We start from the raw sequence: 17003 nt of genomic DNA on the forward strand, positions 1-17003 counted from the left end.
GGAACACCTCAAGTGCGTCCACCTGAACGACTCGAAACACGAGTGCGGCACGAACAAGGACGAACACGCCCTCATCGGCGAGGGACTCATCGGGGAAGAAGGCATGCGCGCGTTCATCAACCACGACGTTATCGTGGACAACGACGTGCCACTCGTCCTGGAGACACCGACGGAAGACGGCAAGGGGTTCGCGTGGAACATCGACCGGGTCCGTCAGTACCGCGCCGACGAGAACTAGACCGGCCGTCTTCTGAGACCGGTCTCACTGCACCGACTGATTTTTGTCTCACGGTGGCCGACGACGAGTGTGCGACGATTCTCTGAATCGTATCTCCAGCGGACGCGACAGGGGATGTGGGACGACTCGCGGGCGGCCCTCGCCGACCTGGAACTCGACAGTCGGACGAACATCCTCGACGTTGGATGCGGGACGGGCGAGTTCACGCGCATCCTCGCCGACGAGTCCGACGCCCGCGTCGTCGGCGTCGACGCCGACACCGACTTGCTCTCGACCACGGCAACCCGACCCGGAATCGAGGCAGTCGCTGGTGACGCGACGCGACTCCCGTTTGCCGACGACAGTTTCGACCTCGTGGTCTGTCAGGCGTTGCTCGTGAATCTCCCAGACCCCATCGCCGCAGTGCGCGAGTTCGCACGCGTCTCGTCTGACCTCGTGGCGACTGTCGAACCGGACAACGCCGCCGTCGGCGTCGATTCGACCGTCGCCGCGGAAGTCCCCCTCGAACGCACAGTCAGAGAGGCGTTCCTCGACGGCGTGCAGACCAACGTCGCACTCGGGGAACGCGTGACAGACGTGTTCGCTGCGGCCGGCCTCTCGCTCGTCGGAACCCGACGATACCACCACCGAAAACTCGTGGAACCGCCGTACGACGAGTGGGACGTGCAGAGTGCAGCACAGAAGGCCACCGGCGAGGGACTCGACCGACACGAGGCCGAACTTCGTCGTGGCCTCGACGGGTCAGACACGTACGACGCACTCCGCCGCGAGTGGCGACAGATGGGCCGCAAGGTTGTCGAGCAGATTCGAGACGGGACGTATCGCCGGGCCGAAGTCGTCCCGTTCGACGTGACGACTGGCCGGGTGTAATTCACTCTGCGCACCGTCTCACACGTGAGCACGTCGGCTAATCGATGTGGACAACTTCTCCCGAAAGCGGGGCCGACGACCCGAACGCCGAGCCGAACCGGTCTCAGCCGAAGAAGAGGTCTATCATGTTCCCGCTGGAGCGGCCGCGATAGAGTTCCGAGAACCCGCAGTTCGTACACGAGACGACCGTGAACTGGCGGTTCTGGATGTCGAACATCTTCGTCAACCCGCTCCCGGACGTCGCAATCGTATCAGTCTCTGCTTCCGTGTGACCGCACTTCGGACACCCGCTGCGGCCGGATTCTGTTGGAGGGCTCACACCGAGACGTGTTGCGGAAGATGACATAAATCTGATGCCCGAACGACTACAACGGTTCCGTCCGACGGACGTGTATGGCCGCCGATGGATTCGTCTTCGTGCTCTTCTTCGCTCTCGCGATTGGCGCTCCGCTGGTCCTCTACTGGGCCATGCAACAGGAGACGAAGAATCGCCCGAAGATGGACCGAAACGAAGCAGAACGTCGTGCCAAAGCGGAAGGCGAGAAGTACAACCGTCGCTCTGCGGACGGCCGGTCCAGAGAGTAATTCGCGTCGTCGCGGATGAAACCGCGTCGCTACTTCCTACACCACGTCGCCGCGAACCGTCGTCCCCGTCTGTTCGGCGCGGTAGGTTCGCATCGCTTCGACTGCCGTCTCTGCTTCGTCGGACTCCAAGCCGAGCATCTCCAACGCACCAGTGAGCGTCGGGAACGCGAACTCGCCGTTTCGGAGTTTCTCCATCGCACTCGGTGAACGCTGGCCGTCGGCGTAGAGACAGACGCCGCGCGGGTCGAGAATCTGCTCGTATGCCTCGCGGGAGACGGCGCCTTTCAGACGCTGGGTGACGTTGTCTTCGAACGAGGCGTTGCACACTTCGAGGTGGACGGGTTCGTCGTCGTCCGGCAAGAGATGCGCAGCGAGACACTTCTCGGGCGCGGCGTACCCGTTCGTGTTCGCACGAACCAAGTCGGGGTGTTCGCGTGCCCACTCGGCACGGATGCTCTTTCCGACGCCTTTCACGCCGTGTGACGTCTCGAACTCACTGGCTGCGTCGGGGTCGCCCCGGAGCAGGATGTCTTTCGTCACGTACACGTCGAGTCGGTCGAGTGGGTCGAGTCCGAGGGCGACGTCGCCGTAGACCCACACTTCGCGGACCGGAACCGGGAGCGTCTCGGACTCGACGGCGTCGACGATAGCCTCGACCCGATCGAGGGCGGCGTCTCGTTCCATTGCGTGTCTGTGAGTAGCGAACAGGCAAACCGATTGCGAACGAACGTCTCGGTCGTCCCGAGGCGAAACCCGTATCCCTCCTGCCAAGCAAGCGACCGGCAATGGAGTGCGACAAGTGCAGTCGGGACGCGGTGATGCACGCGGCCTACTCCGGGGCACACCTCTGTGACGAACACTTCTGTGCCTCGGTCGAGAAACGCGTGCGGCGGCGTATCCGCGAAGACAACATGCTCCCGCGAGATGCGACGCCCGAGGACCCACAGACGTGGGTCATCGGCCTCTCCGGCGGGAAAGACAGCGTCGTCCTCACGCACATCCTCGACGAGACGTTCGGACGCGACCCGCGCATCGAACTCGTCGCGTTGACCATCCACGAGGGAATCGAGGGGTACCGCGACAAGTCCGTCGACGCCTGTGTCGAACTCGCCGACGACCTCGACATCCGTCACGAAGTCGTCTCGTACCAAGAGGAGTTTGGCGTCCAGATGGACGACGTCGTCGAGAAAGACCCCGAGAACATGGCCGCCTGTGCGTACTGTGGCGTGTTCCGCCGTGACCTCCTCGAACGCTTCGCCGACGAACTCGACGCGGACAAACTGTTCACCGGACACAACCTCGACGACGAGGCACAGACTGCACTGATGAACTTCTTCGAAGGCGACCTGAGACAGGTGGCGAAACACTTCGACGCCAGCATCGGTGACTTCGAGAAGCGCCGGAAGTCTAGCGACTTCATCCCACGGGCCAAGCCACTCCGCGACGTGCCCGAGAAAGAAGTCGCCCTCTACGCCCATCTCAAAGACCTCCCGGCACACATCACCGAGTGTCCGCACTCGTCGGAGGCGTACCGCGGTGAGATTCAGCAACTCCTGTTGAAACTCGAAGAGAACCACCCCGGCACGCGGCACTCGATTATGGCGGGGTACGAAGAACTCGCGGAGTTAGTCGCCGACGAGTACCGCGGCGACGGACAGGTCGACCTCAACGAGTGCGAGCGCTGCGGGTCGAAGACGGCGAGCGACGTCTGTCGGAAGTGCCGCCTCCTCGAATCTATCGAGGCGGTGTAACCGACGAGTCTCCACTGATTTTCGTCGCGGCCACATCGTCGCCACTCACGAGTCAGGTGTCGATAGTGTAGAAAGGTGGGTGAACCCCACGACAGAACTCGTGTCGGACGGACGCGGCGGCGTCCGAACGGGTCCGACAGGGTGTTACCGGATAACGTCGAGTCCGTTGTTCTTCTCGGACTCGTCTCGGCCACCGTCAGACCACGTACCGCTCTGCGGCGTCTCGACACGCTGCGAACTGTCGAATTCCGAGCGCTGTTGTTGCTGTTGTTGGTGTCCCTCGATGCTCTGGCGCGACTTATCGGCCTGCTTCTGTGTCGTCGGGCCGAGGACCTGCGCCGACTGGACACCGGTCATGATGGCCATGACGCGGACTTTCCCTTTGTACTCGTCCTGAATGCGAGCGCCCCAGATGACGTTCGCAGCGGCCTCCAGTCGTTCGGTGATGCTGCTCGCGATTCCCTCGGCCTCCTTGAGTGTGAGGTCGGGGCCGCCCGTGATGTGGACGAGACCACCGGATGCACCCCGGTAGTCGACGTCCAAGAGTGGGTGGTTCATCGCGTCGTTGACCACTTCCTGAGTCTTGTTCTTGTCCTGTGTCTCACCGACGAGCATCACCGCGACGCCGCCCTGGTTCATGATGGTCGACATGTCGGCGTAGTCGAGGTTGATGAGCGACGGTTGGGTAATCGTCTCCGAGATGCCCTTGACGGTCTCGGCGATAATCTGGTCCATGACCGAGAACGCCTTGCCGATGGGCAGGTTCGGGACGTAGTCGAGGAGGCGGTTGTTGTCCAGCACGATGATGGAGTCGGCCTCGTTGCGGAGGTTCTCGAGTCCCTCTTCGGCCTTCACCGTCCGGGCACGCTCGACGTTGAACGGTGTCGAGACCATGCCGACGACGATTGCGCCTTGCTCTTTTGCGATTTTGGAGACGACGGGTGCTGCACCGGTACCGGTGCCACCGCCCATCCCCGCAGTCACGAACACCAGGTCGGCGTCACCGAGGACGTCCTTGACGGTTCCCTGTGCCATCTCGGTCGCTCGCTCCCCCATCGAGGGGTCGCCACCAGCACCGAGACCCTGCGTCAGGGACTTTCCGACGAGAATCTTCGTGTCTGCTTCGATCATCTTCAGGTGCTGCTTGTCGGTGTTGATCGCCACCGTGTCGGCACCTTCGACGCCGATGTTGTACAGTCGGTTGATAGTGTTGTTCCCAGCACCACCACAGCCGACAATCACGATACGAGGGTCGCCGAACTGGTCGTCACCGGTGTCTTCCAGTTTCGTCTTGCGCTCTGCCTCGTCTCGTTCCATCGCCTCGCGAACGATATCTTGCATCGGTTTACACCTTTGCCCAGCCGCGCTTGCTGGTCGATTCGCGCTGGCGTTTGTCGGTCGTCTGTTCGTTGAGCATCTCGCGGACGGCGGACCGAATGGCTTCAGACCGGTTCGGGAATTCACCCGTCTCGACCATTCGCTCGACCTCCTCGATTTGCTGCTTCGGAATTCGTAGTGTCACACGCTCCATATTTTCATTCCCCCGGTAAGACGGCGCGCCGCACTTGTGTGCGAGTGTCTTACGGCCCAAAACCAACGGACGGCGCCGGGTTGCGGGCCGCCGTTGGATGGCTGTAAGACAACCGTCTTACGCGATAGTCACCACAAAGCGATAGGATATAAATGTAACGGCGATTGTAAGACGGGCCCCTGAATCACCCGTATACGGACGATTAATCGGTGGTTATGCTACTCGAGAACGTCGGCCGCAGGTGTCCGACGGCCACAATCTGGGCAAAACGCCCAGTCCGAACGGAGTTCGTCGCCGCACTCACAGAAGACCCGTTGGGACGTCTTCTCACCGCAGTTCGGACAGTATACGTGTGAGGCGTCCACCGATTCGCCGCACTGACCGCACGTCGATTCCGCCTCGTACGGCTCTGCCTCGTCGATTTGACTCGGTGTCTTACGTCCCTTACTCGGCGTCGACTCCCGACCATACTCCGTGTTTACGGACGAATCGGGACTCGACCCGTCGACGTTGATGTTCACGTTTACTTCGGACGGGCCGTGTTCGTCTTCTTGGGCAGCTAGCGTCTCCTCGACGAGTTCTGGGAGACGTTCGGACAACTGTGCTTCGACGAGGCGTTCGACTCGCGTCGCCAGCGCCGCATCGAGTTCGCTTTCGTCGTCGGAATGCTGTGGTTCGGTGTCGGAGTGGGCTGCCGAACCGTCGTCACGTTCCACTTGGTCGAGGTACTCACGGAGTGCCTCGCGCATGGCCTCGCTCTTCGATGTGTCGAGGCCGTCCAGACGCTCGACGAGTGCATCGTCGGCGCGGAACGTGATTTTCGTCATCTATCCGGGAATCAAGTTGTTGGCATATTAATGTTCGCCTCCGTCTGACAGACAGCACACGCACGGCGGGCGAATGATAATCGTTAAAACCGTCCACCGGATAGAAATCAGTGACCGCTCTTAGCTCAGCCTGGCAGAGCAGCCGACTGTAGATCGGCTTGTCCCCCGTTCAAATCGGGGAGAGCGGACTTTTCCTGCGAACAACGTGAGCAGTGAAACGTCCACCTCGACCCGATTTGAGCAGCGAGCAAATCGGAGATTTGCGAGCGAGTTCTCGTGAGCGACAGCGAACGAGAGTTCGTGAGGCGCGAAGCGTCTCACGGTATTCAAATCACCGTGGCTCGCCATGTTCGCCACGAGCACTCGTTCGTTTCACTCACGAGGACGGGAAGAGCGGACTTTTCCTGCGAACAACGTGAGCAGTGATTCGTCTCTCGCGACCCGACCGTATCGTCACGTAAGCTCCTGCCGTGACCCCGTGATTTACTGGTCGTCTCTCTGTACGCAGACACATGGATTCCAGACCACTCGGTACGACAGGATTCGACGTCTCGGAAATCGGTCTCGGAACGTGGCAACTCGGGGGCGACTGGGGTTCCGTGTCCGACGAAGAAGCCGCCAACGCAATCGATGCCGCACTGGACGCCGGAATCACGTTTCTCGACACCGCAGACGTGTACGGCGACGGAGATAGCGAGCGACGAATCAAGTCGGCTCTGGAGGAACGCGACGACGACGTCGTCGTCGCCACGAAAGCGGGACGGCGACTCGACCCACACGAGGCGGACCGCTACACCCACGAGAACCTCGAACGGTTCGTCGACCGGAGTCGTGAGAACCTCGGCGTCGACTCGCTCGACCTGGTCCAACTGCACTGCCCACCTCGCGACGTCTACTACCGTCCCGAGGTGTTCGACGCCCTCGACGACCTGAAAGACGCGGGGAAGATAGACCACTACGGCGTGAGCGTCGAGAAGGTCGAAGACGCGCTGAAAGCCATCGAATACGACGGCGTCGAGACGGTTCAGATAATCTTCAACCCCCTCCGTCAGCGACCCGCCGAACTGTTCTTCCGCGAGGCCCAGCGCCGAAACGTCGGCGTCATCGTGCGTGTTCCACTCGCCTCTGGTCTCCTCACCGGTGCGCTCTCGGCAGAGACCGAATTCCCCGAGAACGACCACCGCAATTACAACCGCCACGGCGAGGCGTTCGACGTGGGCGAGACGTTCGCGGGCATCCCCTTCGAAGATGGTCTCGCCGCGGCAGAGTCACTCGAATCCGTCGTTCCGGACGGCGTCTCGCTCGCCCAGTTCACACTCCGCTGGATTCTCTCGTTCGACGCTGTGAGCACCGTCATCCCCGGGTCCAAGACACCGTCACACATCCGCGACAACGTCGCTGCCGCGTCGTTGCCACCGCTGTCGGCCGAGCAGTTCCACCACGTCGAAGACGTGTACGATACGTACGCACGCGAGCACGTCCACCATCGTTGGTGAACTGCTGACGGACCGCTGGTGAATCCGTGACCGAACGCTACGTCTCCTTCCACGGACGGTCGACCTGGAACGGTTCGAGGTTCGCGTAGTACGACCCGGTCAACCGACCGACTGCGTCTATCTTCGTCACGTCGATTTTTCCGTCTGTCAACAGTGAGTCGTCGACGTGGATGCGTTCGATGTGCCCGAAAACCACCGTGTGGTCGCCGATGTCCATCGTATCGTGGAGTGTGCACTCCATCGTCGCTTTCGCCGCGGCGACGAGTGGAACGTCGACGGTGGTCGCTTCACGTCTCTCGAGTCCGACGATTTCGAACTCGTCGGTGCCCGGTTCGACGGACTCGCTCGTCCGGTCCATCTGTTCGACCAGGTCGGCAGTGACGAGATTGAGGCCGAACGCTTCCGTCTCGACAGCGTTTCGCGCCGAATCTTTCAGCGTTCCATCCGGTCGCTGTTCGACTGAGAACATCACGACTGGCGGTTCTGCCTCGATGACGCCCATGTAGAAACTAAACGGGGCGAGATTGTCGACGCCGTCGGCGCTCCGCGTGGAGACCCACCCTATCGGTCGCGGGATAATCAGACTCGTCAGTAGGCGGTACATCTCGTCGACAGCGCTCTCGGGGTCGATGTCCATCATCGCTCATCCGTAAACGAGTGTGATAAGTGTTCTCTCGTGTCGAACGACACGATTCCGAGAGAGACGAACAGGGCGTCGCAGCGACGCGAAACGGCCCGACTCGGTGACGGGCCGACAGGGGGGAGCGTACGGATGGGAGTGAAGTCCGGTCGGTTACGCGAAGATGTCTTCGTAGTCGTTGCGGATGAAGTAGCGGACCCAGTTGCCATAGGTCCGGTCGGCGGGGTGGTCGGCAACCTGTTCGTACTGGACGACACCGTCTTCGTCGACGACGTACGTGCCAGCGATGCCGGTCACACCGTGACTCGTCTCTTCGGTCCCGCTGTACTGGTCTGCGACCGACCCATCTGGGTCGGCCGCGAGTTGGAAGTCGAAGTCGAACCGGTCGCGCATCTCCGTCAGGTCGCCCAGTTCGCTCGTCACGACGGGCAGTACGTCGACGCCGTCGTTGAACCAGAGGTCGTAGGCAACTTCGTCGAAGGTCTGGAGCTGTTCGGCGCAGAACGAACACCAGTGGCCGCGGTTGACGAGGACGACAGTCGGGCCACTCTCTAGCGTCTCTGAGAGGGTTACTTCGTCGCCGGCGGTGCGTTCGAGCGTGAAGTCGGGGGCTTCGGTTCCCAGCAGACTCATCGGTCGAGTCGAAGGACCACCGGCATCTATACTCGGGGGAGTCGGGTACTGCTCGCGCATAACCCTCGCGGCCACCACGGGCTTCGTCGTTGTGCCGTCCGTGACCGTCCGCATCGCAAGCATGCTACTTATCCGCATACAAAGTGATAATTATGTTATGTCTTCGCGTCTTCCCACGAACGAGTTCGCCGCACGCCTCGACGCCATCCGCGGGAGTCTCGCGGACACGACTGCCGACGCAGCACTCTGGTTCGATGCGACGAACATCGAGTACCTCTCGGGATTCAACCACGTCCAGACCGAACGTCCCGTCGCACTCGTCGTCACCGACGGTCGGGTGGAACTCGTCGTCCCACGACTCGAATTCGAACGTGCGAGCGAGATGGACCGAATCGACCGAGTTCGTTCGTACTTCGATTATCCCCACGGTGACCCGATGGGGACCATCGTCGAGACGCTCCGAGAACTCGACGTGAGATGCGTCGCCGCCGACATGGACGGCGCGCCGGGAACGATGGGGTACTACGGCCCCCCGCTCTCGGCGTCAGTCGACGTCGTCGAGCAGTCGTGGGCCGACCGGATGCGCTGGGAGAAGACCGACGCCGAACTCGTGTGCATCCGTGAGTCAGTTCGGTGGGCGAACCTCGGCCATCAGTACCTCGTGGAGTACACGACAGTCGGTGCCCACCCGATTACCGTCTCACAGCGCGCGTCGATGGACGCGTCGCGTGCCATGCTCGACACACTCGGCGAGAGATACGCGGTTCGGACACGCGGTGTCGGCCCGGTTCACGCTGGGTACATCTCTGGCGCACAGACGGCCCGTCCACACGGGTTTACTCCCAACGAGCGACTGTCTGCGGGGGACGTCATCATCACGGGTGCGACGGCGAACGTCGACGGCTACCACTCCGAACTGGAGCGAACGATGTTCCTCGGCGACCCCACCGACGACGACGAGTACTACTTCGACATCATGCTGGAAGCACAGGATATCGCAATCGACGCACTCGGCCCCGACGTGCCAGTCGATTACGTCGACTACGCCGTCTGGGACTACTTCGAAGAACAGGGCGTGACGGACCTCGCACGACACCACGTCGGCCACAACATCGGCCTCGGTGCGCACGAACCGCCGTACATCGACCGTGGGTGGGCCGACCACTGCGCTGACCCACTCACCGACCACACAGAATCGGACGCCGACGTCGCCCCCGGGCAGGTCTACACCATCGAACCCGGTCTCTACACCGAGACGGCCGGGTATCGCCACTCTGACACGGTCCTCGTCACCGAGTCTGGAACGGAGACGCTCACGTACTTCCCCCGCGATATCGAGTCGAACACGATTCGCATCTGAACCGTCGTCCGCCTCGGGCTTCGCTAAATTCAAGTAGAGTTTCACCAATGCAATCGTAGTGGCAGTCACGTTCGACCTCTTTGGAACGCTCGTCGACGCCGAGTACCCCGCCGACCCAGGCACAGCGGTCGCTGACGCGCTTCGCACGTACGGTGTCGACGTCCCTGCAGATTGGGACGACGCCTACCGCGAGGTTCACATCGACGCCCCCGAGGGTGCAGAAGTTCCGCTCCCGGCGCACGTCGCGGCGGCCCTTCGGTCGCGCGGCGTCGAGTCGCCAGACAACGCCGCTCGGCGGGCAGTCATCACTGCGTTCGACCCCGAGGTGACGACGCGGCCCGGTGCCGTCGAGGCAGTCGAGGCCGCCCGCGAGACCGGTCCTGTTGGCCTCCTGTCGAACTGCTCGGTTCCGGAACTCGTCGCACGGACGCTCATCCGGTCGGACCTCGACCGCCATGGATTCGACGCCATCACGACCAGCGTGGCCTGTGGATGGCGGAAACCACACCCGCAATCCTTCGAAGCAGTCGCTCGCGCCCTCGACGTGGACCCCGCAGCGTTGGTTCACGTCGGTGACGACTCGGACACTGACGGCGGTGTCGAGGGTGTCGGCGGGCGATTCGTGGACGTACAGACGACCACGCTCGATTCGCTCGCAGCGCGGTTACGGTCTGGGAGGGACCCGTGCCCGTGACGGCGACAGTGGCCGTCGTCGTCGCTGCGGTCCTCGACCGGTCGTTTGCCGAACTGCCGACACGGGTTCACCCAGTCGCCCTCTTCGGTCGTCTCGTCGCACCGTTCGACCGCGAGTGGGCACACCCAGTTGCAGTCGGTGCACTCGTGGCGCTCTTCTTGCCCGCCGTCGCAGGAGGTGTCGTCGCGGCCACGACGTGGGGCGCGTCACTCGTCTCTCCGTGGGCAGGCGCGGGTGTCGCCGCACTCGTGCTCTTTTCGACGACGAGTCTGCGGATGTTGCTCGACGCGACAGCGACAGTCGTCGCGGCGACGACAGACGACATCGAGACGGCCCGGGCAGAACTGCGTGCCCTCGCCGGACGCGACCCGGCGTCGCTCTCTGCGGGCGAGATTCGAAGTGCGGCCGTCGAGAGCGCGGCCGAGAACCTCGCCGACGGACTGGTCGCACCGCTGTTCGCGTTCGCACTCCTCGCGCCGGTCTCGCTCTCGCTCGCGGCGGGGGCAGCCGCGTGGGTCAAAGCCGTCAACACACTCGACTCGATGCTCGGGTATCACCACAAACCAGTCGGGCGCGTCCCCGCGCGCCTCGACGACGTAGTGATGTGGCTTCCGGCACGCGCATCGGCCGTCTTACTGGCCGTCGCCGCCGGGTCTCCGGGCGTCCTTTCTCGCGTTCAGTCGCTCGCTCGCCGACCAGCGTCACCCAACTCCGGGTGGCCGATGGCGACGCTGGCGGCACTCCTCGGGACGCGACTGGAGAAACCCGGCCACTACCTGTTAGACGCCGGCCCCGACTTCCCCGACGCCGACACGGCCGCACGGGGCGTCCGTCTCGTCTCACGGGCTGGACTCGTCGCCTTCGCCCTCACGGGGGTGGTCGCGTGGTTCTGAACGCGGTCCGCGGCGGCCTCGGGTTCCTCACTCGTCTCCCAGTCGGGGGTGGCGAGTCCGAGTGGGACGCCTTCAGGCGGACACCCGCCGCGTTTCCACTCGTCGGCTACGTGGTCGGGGGCCTCGCAGCGCTCCCGTTGCTCCTCCCCCTCCCGATTCCGACCGCGGCGGCGCTCTACCTCGTCACCATCTACCTCGTGACGGGCGTCACCCACGCCGACGGCCTCGCTGACCTCGGTGATGCGGCCGTCGTCCACGGCGACGCCGAGCGCCGACTCTCGGTCCTGAAGGACTCCCAGACGGGCGTCGGTGGCCTCCTCGCACTCGGCCTCACGCTCGTCGTCCTCGCGCTCGGGGCGTTCGGTCTCGCCGGCGCTGGAGGCCGTCTGACACTGACGGCAGGCGTCGCGATTGCGCTCGCGGCCGAGGTTGGTGCGAAAGCCGGGATGGCGACGCTGGTCTGCCTCGGCGACCCGGCACACGAGGGCCTCGGGTCGGCGCTCGTCGGCGAGAACGACCCGTCGGGACTTCTCGCCGTCGTCGTTTCCTGCCTCCCTGTGGTCGCGCTTGCGCCCGTCACAGGTGGTCCTGCCGTCGTCGCTGCACTCGTTTGCGGCCCAATCGTCGCTCTCCTCGTGCGCTCGTGGGGTCGCCAGCGACTCGGCGGCGTCTCGGGCGACGTACTCGGCGCGACGAACGAACTCGCGCGGGCGACGGCGATTCACGTGGGGGTGGTGACGTGGACGCTCTTGTGATGTGCGGGGGCCGCGGGACCCGTCTCGACGCGCCGGTCGAAAAGCCACTGGTCGAGATTTGCGGCCGACCCATGCTCGACCACGTCGTCGAGGCACTCCAGCAGTCGCAGGTCGAGACTGTCTACGCGGTCACGTCTCCGCACACCCCCGAGACGAACACACGTGCGCGTGGCCTCGGCGTCGACTGCATCGACGCACCCGGCGACGGATACGTCTCCGACCTGGGATTCGCCCTCGACCGGGTCTCGCGGCCGGTCGTGACCGTCGTCGCCGACCTTCCACTGTTGCTGGCCGACCACGTCGATGCGGTCATCGAGGCCGCCGAGGGCGGGTCGCTCACGGCGTGCGTTCCAGTCGACGCCAAGCGCGCCCTCGGCAGCAGCATCGACGAATCGCTCGTCTTCGACTACCGCGGCCAGATGGTCTGCCCGACCGGACTGGGCGTCGTCGACCCCGACACCCGAGAACGTACAGACAGCGAACCAGACACAACAGACACTGACGACACAGATTCGACCGTGTACCTCACTACCGACACCCGATTGGCACTCAACGTGAACCGCCCGACAGACATCGCACTCGCGGAGGACCGATGCGAGTAGTCCTCGTCGCCGGGACGACGCGAACCGCCGAGATTCCCGGTATCAGCGCCGCCGGTGCAGACCCCTCGCTCGTCGGCCACACGCCGAGCGCCGACGCCGAGATTATCGAGTACGGCCAGACTGTCCGGTCGCCCGTGACGCCCGTCAGTCCGACAGGGTGTCCGACGCCCGCGGCAATCACGCGCGCAGTGCGCGAACTCACCGGATTCGACGTGCTCGTCGTCGACGCCGGCCTCTCCGAATCGACTGCCGCGCCGACGATGGACGTCGGAGCACGGCCCGGCCGCGACATCCGCGAGGCCGAACCAGTCCCGACTGCACCGGGTGCGTTCGAGGCCGCACGACAGGTCGGTGCGGCACTCCCCGACGACGAACTCGTCATCGGCGAGACGGTCCCCGGCGGAACGACAACCGCGCTTGCGGTGTTCCGTGCCCTCGGCGAAGCGTTCCCCGTGTCGTCGTCGCTCCCGGAGAACCCGACGGGTCTCAAAGAAGACGTGGTCGCCGAGGCACTGGACGCCAGCGGTCTGTCTCCCGGCGACGCCGCCCACAAACCGGAACTCGCCACACGATACCTCGGTGACCCCGTTCTCCCCGTCGTCGCCGGTCTGACCGTCGGCGCACTCGAAGCCGATATCGACGTGACACTCGGCGGCGGCACCCAACTGCTCGCGGCGGCGGCACTCGTCCGACACGCGGGCGCAGTCGGCGACCTGACGCTGGCGACGACGGCGTACCTCGCCGACGACGTGCCCGAACTCGAATCGGCGGCCGACGAACTCGACGTGGACCTCGTCGTCACCGACCCCGGATTCGAGACACACCCGCTCGACCAGTACGCTGCCGGCGAGGCCAAAGAGGGTGCTGGCATGGGCGGAGCGCTCTATCTCGCCGACCACATGGGCGTCCTCGACGACGTGGAGGCGGCGACGCTCGACGTGCTGTCGCGGTTAGACCCGCAGGCCGTCGATGGAGTCGAAGATGGTCACTGAACCCGTCGCCGGGAGAGAGCATGGACCCTGAGTCCGTCGCACGGACGGCACGCGTTCCTCACGGCGGAACGACAGACGAGACGGTGCTGGACTTCAGTGCGAACACCAACTCCGACCGGCCGGACGGCGTGGAAGCCGTGTACGCTGACGCACTCGCGGCCTCGACACGGTACCCCGACGACGACTACGGCGACTTTCGCGCGGCGGCGGCGGACTACGTCGACTGCGACGCCGACTCGGTGGTCCCGACCGCCGGTGGACTCGAAGCGCTCCGACTCGCCTTCGAGGTCACGCTTTCCCCCGGCGATACGGCGCTCGTCCCCGAACCGAGTTTCGGCGAGTACGACCGCGAGATTCGACTGCAAGGGGCCGACCCGGTCGCCGTCGGACACGACGGGATTCTCGACGCCGACCCGGAACCACACGAGGTTGCAGTCGTCTGTACACCCAACAACCCGACGGGCGAACTCGCGGGTATAGACCGTCTCCGTGCCTTCGCGGCCCGATGCCGCGACGTCGGGACCGTACTCGTCGTGGATGAGGCGTTCCTCGACTTCACCGACGCACCGAGTCTCGCGGGCGAACCCGGCGTGGTCGTCGCTCGCTCGCTGACCAAGATGTTCGGCCTCCCCGGTATTCGCGCGGGATTCGCCGTCGCAACCGGTGACCTCGGTGAGCGACTCGCCGTCGCTCGGCGCTCGTGGTCGCTTTCGACACCCGCAGCACGAGTCGGCACCTTCTGCATGCGACAGACCGCGTTCGTCGAAGACACCCGCGGCCGTGTCGAACGCGAACGAGTGCGTCTCGCCGAGTCGCTGTCGGAGCGGTTCGGCGTGTCCCCGTCAGACGCGCCCTACCTCCTGTTGGACGTGGGTGACCGCGACGTGGATTCGGTGGTCGAGGCGGCCCGCGAACGCGGCGTCGCCATCCGCGACGCGACGACGTTCCCGAGGCTCGACTCGCACGTTCGCGTCGCCGTGAAACGCCCCGAGGAGAACGACGAACTCCTCCGCGCACTCGCCGATGTTTGAGGCGACACAGCGCGACGGCGTCTGCCGAATCTATCGCCCCGAGACGCGATGGCTTTCGACGGGATACGCCGGCGGGGAGTCACACGGCCCCGTCGCCTACAACGTGACCGTCCCCGATGGGTGGCCAGAGACCGACCTCGACGCCTACATCGAGCGTCGGCGCACCGATGCAGGGTTCGAAGAGACGGGCCCAACACTGCTGACGGGCGTCGAACAACAGCACGCCCGGCGCGCCCGTTTCGGACCGGTCGAGGCTATCGTCACTGCTGGCGTGTCCAACCCGGCGGCGCTGCCGATGGAGTTCGAGTCGGAAGACGCAGACACTAGTGAGGAAGGCACGCTCGAAGAGACGAATCGGCCGTCGTCCCCGAGCGACGACGGCCACCTCGGCACGGTAAACGTCGTCGTCGGGACGACGCGGGCACTGGAACCGGGTGCACTGGCGAATCTCGTCGCGGTTGCCGCCGAAGCGAAGGCCGCGACGTTACTGTCGCGGTGTGGGTCGCCGGGGACGACGACAGATGCCGTAATCGCCGCCTCCGACCCTGCTGGCGAGGTGGAGTCGTTCTCTGGAAGTGCGACCCCAGTCGGGCACGCAGCGCGCGTCTGTGTCCGTGACGCGCTTCTGGCGAGTCTCGATTCGCGATACGCAACAGTGTCGATTCCACGAGATGTCGACTCGGCGCAGTACGGGGTCGTCGCCGACGACAGGGCGCACGTCTCGCGAATTTGAAATCGGTGGGACGTGAGTCGATATACCCGGAAATCATCACCGACACATAACAGGTCTATTAAGAAGAATTGAATATCGTTCGTATCTAGCAAGAGACTATGGACCCCGGTTCGGTACCCGACGTCGACCCCGTTACGCACGGCGGGACCGCAGACCACACGCTCGTAGACTTCAGTCTGGGTTCGAACCCAGAACGACCTCCCGGTCTCGCCAGTATCTACGAGTCGGCGTTTTCGACGTCCCGCCGCTACTCACTGGACGACTACTCGGAGTTTCGGGTCGCCGCTGCCGAGTACGTCGGATGCGACCCAGACCAAATCGTCCCGTCAGCAGGCGTCATCGAAGGTCTCAGACTCGCAATCGGTGTGACTGTCTCTCCCGGCGACACCGTCGCGATTCCTGCACCCTGCTGTGGCGAGTACGCGCGTGAAATCCGTCTCCAAGGTGGTGAACCCGTTCACGTGCCGCACGACCGAATCCTGGACGACGTCGACCCTGACGAACACGCCGCAGTGATTCTCAGTCACCCGAGCAACCCGATGGGGTCGGCGTACCCGACGCCGGACCTCCGGTCGTTCGTCGACGAGTGCCAGTCTGTCGACACGCCACTGCTCGTCGACGAGTCGTTCCTCGGATTCACCCGCCTGCCGAGTACCGCCGGCCTCGACGGTGTCATCACGCTCCACTCGGTGACCAACGTCTTCGGCGTCCCGTCGCTCAGGGCAGGATTCGCCGCCGCGACGGGCGAACTCCGTGACAAACTCACTCGTGCCCGGTGTACGTGGGTACTGTCGGCACCGGCCGTCGAGGCGGCGACCTACTGCCTCAAACAGGAGGCGTTCCTCGAAGAGACGCGCGACCGAATCGCCCGAGAGCGACCCCGGATGGTCGCGGAACTCGAAGCGCTCGGCTACGACGTGTACCCGGCCGACAGTTCGCTCGTCTTGTTCCGGGCGGACGACGTCGACCGAGTCCTCGAAGAGACCAGAAGACGGGGATACGCGGTCCGAGACGCACGGTACTATCGAGGCCTCGACTCCCACGTTCGCGTAAACGTCCGTCGTCCCCACGAGAACGACGGCCTCCTCGACGCACTCGCCGAAGCAGTCTGACGAGGCGAGTCGGCCCACGATTCTCGCCCGACTGGGCGCACATGCACCCGCTACAGATTCAGGTAGACGATGAACGCGATGGTTGCGAGCGTCGCGTAGACGGCGAGTGTCGACCCATCGACCACAAAAGACAACGTTCCGATGGCAATCGAAGTCATTGGTTTCTGTTTGTTTGACCTATCTCGACAACAATAACTGTTGTTCCCAAACGAGTCTGGATTCGTCGGCGCACGTACACCACCCTTCCGAACACTTATGCG

At 64.0% G+C, this 17003-nt stretch carries 20 protein-coding genes, 1 tRNA gene and 1 pseudogene; 15 read left to right on the forward strand and 7 right to left on the reverse strand.

Annotation, left to right across the window (positions count from 1 at the left end; genetic code table 11):
* Both AUR66_RS00015 and AUR66_RS00020 read left to right on the forward strand, forming a co-directional pair.
* A pseudogene (locus tag AUR66_RS00015) lies at positions 1–238 on the forward strand (deoxyribonuclease IV); the annotation flags it as partial.
* A 69-nt stretch (positions 239–307) separates the two neighbouring features.
* Positions 308–1108 carry a class I SAM-dependent methyltransferase gene (locus AUR66_RS00020; RefSeq protein ID WP_269432529.1) on the forward strand — a complete coding sequence of 267 codons (801 nt, stop codon included), beginning with the start codon at positions 308–310 and terminating at the stop codon, positions 1106–1108.
* Between the two features lie 103 nt (positions 1109–1211).
* On the opposite strand, the gene AUR66_RS00025 is transcribed toward AUR66_RS00020, so the two are convergent.
* Positions 1212–1427 carry a zinc ribbon domain-containing protein gene (locus tag AUR66_RS00025; RefSeq protein ID WP_231727691.1) on the reverse strand — a complete coding sequence of 72 codons (216 nt, stop codon included), beginning with the start codon at positions 1425–1427 and terminating at the stop codon, positions 1212–1214.
* A 74-nt stretch (positions 1428–1501) separates the two neighbouring features.
* On the opposite strand from AUR66_RS00025, the gene AUR66_RS00030 reads away from it, so the two are divergent.
* Positions 1502–1693: a hypothetical protein gene (locus AUR66_RS00030; protein ID WP_058570494.1), complete on the forward strand. Its 192-nt coding sequence runs from the start codon at positions 1502–1504 to the stop codon at positions 1691–1693.
* A 36-nt stretch (positions 1694–1729) separates the two neighbouring features.
* Here AUR66_RS00030 and AUR66_RS00035 read toward each other — a convergent pair whose 3' ends face one another.
* Positions 1730–2377 carry a DUF7095 family protein gene (locus AUR66_RS00035; protein ID WP_058570495.1) on the reverse strand — a complete coding sequence of 216 codons (648 nt, stop codon included), beginning with the start codon at positions 2375–2377 and terminating at the stop codon, positions 1730–1732.
* A 101-nt stretch (positions 2378–2478) separates the two neighbouring features.
* Here AUR66_RS00035 and ncsA point away from each other — a divergent pair, with 101 nt between their 5' ends.
* The gene (ncsA, locus tag AUR66_RS00040; protein ID WP_058570496.1) at positions 2479–3444 is read left to right on the forward strand and encodes a tRNA 2-thiolation protein NcsA; all 966 of its coding nucleotides are present in this window, start codon (positions 2479–2481) and stop codon (positions 3442–3444) included.
* A 144-nt stretch (positions 3445–3588) separates the two neighbouring features.
* Here the strand turns inward: ncsA and ftsZ are convergent, their stop codons facing one another.
* The 3 genes from ftsZ to AUR66_RS00055 form a co-directional block, all read right to left on the reverse strand.
* Positions 3589–4785: a cell division protein FtsZ gene (gene ftsZ, locus AUR66_RS00045; protein ID WP_058570497.1), complete on the reverse strand. Its 1197-nt coding sequence runs from the start codon at positions 4783–4785 to the stop codon at positions 3589–3591.
* Between the two features lie 4 nt (positions 4786–4789).
* Positions 4790–4975, reverse strand: coding sequence for a ribbon-helix-helix domain-containing protein (locus AUR66_RS00050; RefSeq protein WP_004970382.1), 186 nt, complete (start codon positions 4973–4975; stop codon positions 4790–4792).
* Positions 4976–5193: 218 nt separating this feature from the next.
* Positions 5194–5802: a double zinc ribbon domain-containing protein gene (locus AUR66_RS00055; RefSeq protein ID WP_058570498.1), complete on the reverse strand. Its 609-nt coding sequence runs from the start codon at positions 5800–5802 to the stop codon at positions 5194–5196.
* Positions 5803–5916: 114 nt separating this feature from the next.
* Here AUR66_RS00055 and AUR66_RS00060 point away from each other — a divergent pair.
* Both AUR66_RS00060 and AUR66_RS00065 read left to right on the forward strand, forming a co-directional pair.
* Positions 5917–5990: transfer RNA gene (locus AUR66_RS00060), tRNA-Tyr, on the forward strand.
* A gap of 324 nt (positions 5991–6314) precedes the next feature.
* A complete protein-coding gene (locus tag AUR66_RS00065) occupies positions 6315–7298 on the forward strand; it encodes an aldo/keto reductase (RefSeq protein ID WP_058570499.1) in 984 nt (327 codons plus the stop codon).
* Positions 7299–7335: 37 nt separating this feature from the next.
* On the opposite strand, the gene AUR66_RS00070 is transcribed toward AUR66_RS00065, so the two are convergent.
* Together AUR66_RS00070 and AUR66_RS00075 are read right to left on the reverse strand one after the other, a co-directional pair.
* Positions 7336–7935 carry a flavin reductase family protein gene (locus tag AUR66_RS00070; protein WP_058570518.1) on the reverse strand — a complete coding sequence of 200 codons (600 nt, stop codon included), beginning with the start codon at positions 7933–7935 and terminating at the stop codon, positions 7336–7338.
* 156 nt (positions 7936–8091) lie between these two features.
* A complete protein-coding gene (locus AUR66_RS00075) occupies positions 8092–8571 on the reverse strand; it encodes a peroxiredoxin family protein (RefSeq protein ID WP_058570500.1) in 480 nt (159 codons plus the stop codon).
* 157 nt (positions 8572–8728) lie between these two features.
* Between AUR66_RS00075 and AUR66_RS00080 the strand changes: the two genes are divergently transcribed.
* The 9 genes from AUR66_RS00080 (at position 8729) to AUR66_RS00120 (ending at position 16743) form a co-directional block, all read left to right on the forward strand.
* Positions 8729–9931: a M24 family metallopeptidase gene (locus tag AUR66_RS00080; RefSeq protein ID WP_058570501.1), complete on the forward strand. Its 1203-nt coding sequence runs from the start codon at positions 8729–8731 to the stop codon at positions 9929–9931.
* A 58-nt stretch (positions 9932–9989) separates the two neighbouring features.
* Positions 9990–10625: an HAD family hydrolase gene (locus AUR66_RS00085; protein WP_058570502.1), complete on the forward strand. Its 636-nt coding sequence runs from the start codon at positions 9990–9992 to the stop codon at positions 10623–10625.
* Positions 10616–11518: an adenosylcobinamide-phosphate synthase CbiB gene (gene cbiB / locus AUR66_RS00090; protein WP_058570503.1), complete on the forward strand. Its 903-nt coding sequence runs from the start codon at positions 10616–10618 to the stop codon at positions 11516–11518. The genes AUR66_RS00085 and cbiB overlap by 10 nt, the downstream gene beginning before the upstream one ends.
* Complete coding sequence (gene cobS, locus AUR66_RS00095; RefSeq protein ID WP_058570504.1) at positions 11509–12273, forward strand: adenosylcobinamide-GDP ribazoletransferase; 765 nt, start codon at positions 11509–11511, stop codon at positions 12271–12273. The genes cbiB and cobS overlap by 10 nt, the downstream gene beginning before the upstream one ends.
* A complete protein-coding gene (locus AUR66_RS00100; RefSeq protein WP_058570505.1) occupies positions 12273–12875 on the forward strand; it encodes an NTP transferase domain-containing protein in 603 nt (200 codons plus the stop codon). Before cobS ends, AUR66_RS00100 begins: the two co-directional genes overlap by 1 nt.
* The gene (locus AUR66_RS00105; RefSeq protein ID WP_058570506.1) at positions 12866–13867 is read left to right on the forward strand and encodes a nicotinate-nucleotide--dimethylbenzimidazole phosphoribosyltransferase; all 1002 of its coding nucleotides are present in this window, start codon (positions 12866–12868) and stop codon (positions 13865–13867) included. Before AUR66_RS00100 ends, AUR66_RS00105 begins: the two co-directional genes overlap by 10 nt.
* A gap of 20 nt (positions 13868–13887) precedes the next feature.
* Entirely contained in the window at positions 13888–14898 is a 1011-nt protein-coding gene (locus AUR66_RS00110) for a threonine-phosphate decarboxylase (RefSeq protein WP_058570507.1), read from the forward strand.
* A complete protein-coding gene (locus AUR66_RS00115) occupies positions 14891–15631 on the forward strand; it encodes an adenosylcobinamide amidohydrolase (protein WP_058570508.1) in 741 nt (246 codons plus the stop codon). Before AUR66_RS00110 ends, AUR66_RS00115 begins: the two co-directional genes overlap by 8 nt.
* A gap of 98 nt (positions 15632–15729) precedes the next feature.
* A complete protein-coding gene (locus tag AUR66_RS00120) occupies positions 15730–16743 on the forward strand; it encodes a pyridoxal phosphate-dependent aminotransferase (protein ID WP_058570509.1) in 1014 nt (337 codons plus the stop codon).
* Positions 16744–17003: the final 260 nt, after the last annotated feature.

This window comes from Haloferax profundi (assembly GCF_001469865.1).
Lineage (GTDB): Archaea > Halobacteriota > Halobacteria > Halobacteriales > Haloferacaceae > Haloferax > Haloferax profundi.

What these genes read in the sequence shown, in the direction of transcription:
- AUR66_RS00055 (WP_058570498.1), bottom strand. Translation starts at nt 5,802, where the DNA reads ATGACGAAAATCACGTTCCGCGCCGACGATGCACTCGTCGAGCGTCTG.
- AUR66_RS00105 (WP_058570506.1), top strand. Translation starts at nt 12,866, where the DNA reads ATGCGAGTAGTCCTCGTCGCCGGGACGACGCGAACCGCCGAGATTCCC.
- AUR66_RS00065 (WP_058570499.1), top strand. Translation starts at nt 6,315, where the DNA reads ATGGATTCCAGACCACTCGGTACGACAGGATTCGACGTCTCGGAAATC.
- ncsA (WP_058570496.1), top strand. Translation starts at nt 2,479, where the DNA reads ATGGAGTGCGACAAGTGCAGTCGGGACGCGGTGATGCACGCGGCCTAC.
- AUR66_RS00120 (WP_058570509.1), top strand. Translation starts at nt 15,730, where the DNA reads ATGGACCCCGGTTCGGTACCCGACGTCGACCCCGTTACGCACGGCGGG.
- AUR66_RS00070 (WP_058570518.1), bottom strand. Translation starts at nt 7,935, where the DNA reads ATGGACATCGACCCCGAGAGCGCTGTCGACGAGATGTACCGCCTACTG.
- AUR66_RS00050 (WP_004970382.1), bottom strand. Translation starts at nt 4,975, where the DNA reads ATGGAGCGTGTGACACTACGAATTCCGAAGCAGCAAATCGAGGAGGTC.
- AUR66_RS00110 (WP_058570507.1), top strand. Translation starts at nt 13,888, where the DNA reads ATGGACCCTGAGTCCGTCGCACGGACGGCACGCGTTCCTCACGGCGGA.
- AUR66_RS00035 (WP_058570495.1), bottom strand. Translation starts at nt 2,377, where the DNA reads ATGGAACGAGACGCCGCCCTCGATCGGGTCGAGGCTATCGTCGACGCC.
- AUR66_RS00100 (WP_058570505.1), top strand. Translation starts at nt 12,273, where the DNA reads ATGTGCGGGGGCCGCGGGACCCGTCTCGACGCGCCGGTCGAAAAGCCA.
- AUR66_RS00075 (WP_058570500.1), bottom strand. Translation starts at nt 8,571, where the DNA reads ATGAGTCTGCTGGGAACCGAAGCCCCCGACTTCACGCTCGAACGCACC.
- AUR66_RS00030 (WP_058570494.1), top strand. Translation starts at nt 1,502, where the DNA reads ATGGCCGCCGATGGATTCGTCTTCGTGCTCTTCTTCGCTCTCGCGATT.
- AUR66_RS00115 (WP_058570508.1), top strand. Translation starts at nt 14,891, where the DNA reads ATGTTTGAGGCGACACAGCGCGACGGCGTCTGCCGAATCTATCGCCCC.
- AUR66_RS00080 (WP_058570501.1), top strand. Translation starts at nt 8,729, where the DNA reads ATGTCTTCGCGTCTTCCCACGAACGAGTTCGCCGCACGCCTCGACGCC.
- ftsZ (WP_058570497.1), bottom strand. Translation starts at nt 4,785, where the DNA reads ATGCAAGATATCGTTCGCGAGGCGATGGAACGAGACGAGGCAGAGCGC.